General features: G+C 66.5%; 2 protein-coding genes. Both read left to right on the forward strand.

Annotated elements, in window-relative coordinates:
* Window positions 1-438: ABC transporter substrate-binding protein (locus tag NZN28_RS14425; protein ID WP_295399335.1), on the forward strand; the 438-nt coding region annotated here is incomplete at its 5' end.
* 2 nt (window positions 439-440) lie between these two features.
* A complete protein-coding gene (locus tag NZN28_RS14430; protein ID WP_295399337.1) occupies window positions 441-1,301 on the forward strand; it encodes a branched-chain amino acid ABC transporter permease in 861 nt (286 codons plus the stop codon).
* Window positions 1,302-1,404: the final 103 nt, after the last annotated feature.

The following is a 1,404-nucleotide window of genomic DNA, read 5'->3' on the forward strand; positions in this document are numbered from 1 at the left end:
CGCACTGTTCAGCTTGCAGTGAGCGGGGAGGTCACCGATGAGAACGTGCTCGAGGCCATCGGAGATGCGGCTTTGGGGGCCAAGAGCGCCGACCACTGGGTCTACACCCTGAGCAACAGCGCCAACCGGGAGTTCATCCGGGCCTACCGGCAGAAGTACAACGCCGTACCCAACCACTTTGCCGTGCGGGGCTACGACGCGATGCAGTTCATTGTGGACGCCATCAACGCTGTGCAGGGCGACGTGAGCAACCGCCCGCGCTTTCTCAGGGCCCTTGAAAGTGCCAAAATCATCAGTCCGCGGGGCTTTGTGGAGATGGACCCCGAGACCAACAACGCCACCCAGCACGTCTACGCACGTGAAGTAGCCCGCATAGACGGGGTTTTGACCAACCGCCTGCTGGCCGACCTGGGTACCATCCGCGACCCCGGCAAGTAGCCATGACCCTGCTGCTGCTGACCCAGCTTCTCAACAGCCTGGCTTTTGCCATGCTGCTCTTCCTCTTGGCCCTGGGCCTTTCGCTCATCTTTGGGGTAGCCCGGGTGGTCAACCTGGCCCACGGAGCCTTTTACATGCTGGGAGCCTACCTGGGGCTGGCCCTGGGCGGCGCCCTCAACTTCTGGCTGGCCCTCCTCCTGGTGCCCCTTCTGGTGGGCCTTCTGGGGGTGGCGGTGGAGCGGTTCTTGCTGCGGGGCCTGCACGGCCGGGAACTCGAGCAGGTGCTGCTCACCATTGGGCTGGGCTTTGTGATTGCCGACCTATTGCGGGCTACCTTCGGGGCCGCCATTCGCTCGGTGCCGCCGCCCGAGGCCCTGGCCGGGCCCTTGTTCCTGGGCTCCTTTATCTACCCCAAGTACCCCCTGTTCGTGCTGGCGGTCGGGGTACTCCTGTTCCTGCTGGTGCGGGTTTTGCTGGCCCGCACCCCCTTCGGCGTGCAGGTGCGGGCGGTGACCGCCGACCCCGGCATGGCCAGCGCGCTGGGCATCCGGCCTGCCCAGGTCAGTCTGCTCACCTTTGGCATCGGCACTGCCCTGGCAGGCCTGGGTGGGGTGGTGGGGGCGCCCATGATTGCCCTGGCCCCAGGACTGGACGCCCAGATGACCCTCTTCGCCCTGATTGTGGTGGTCATTGGGGGGCTGGGCCGCATCGAGGGGGCCTTCTGGGGAGCCATCCTGGTGGGTCTGGTGGATGGCTTTGGCCGGCTTTTCCTGCCGCAGGTGGCGATGTTTCTCATATTCGCCCTGATGGCCCTGGTGCTGGCCCTGAACCCAGAGGGGCTTCGGGGGAGGAGGATGGCATGAGGGCGGAGTTGAGCGCGGCCCGCCGGGCCCGGCAGAGCCCCCGGCCTCTGGCCCTGCGCCTGGTGCTGGTGGTGTTGTGGCTTCTGCCCCTGGCCCTGGGGGG

It is taken from the genome of Meiothermus sp., from assembly GCF_025056915.1.
In the GTDB taxonomy this organism is placed as follows: Bacteria; Deinococcota; Deinococci; order Deinococcales; family Thermaceae; genus Meiothermus.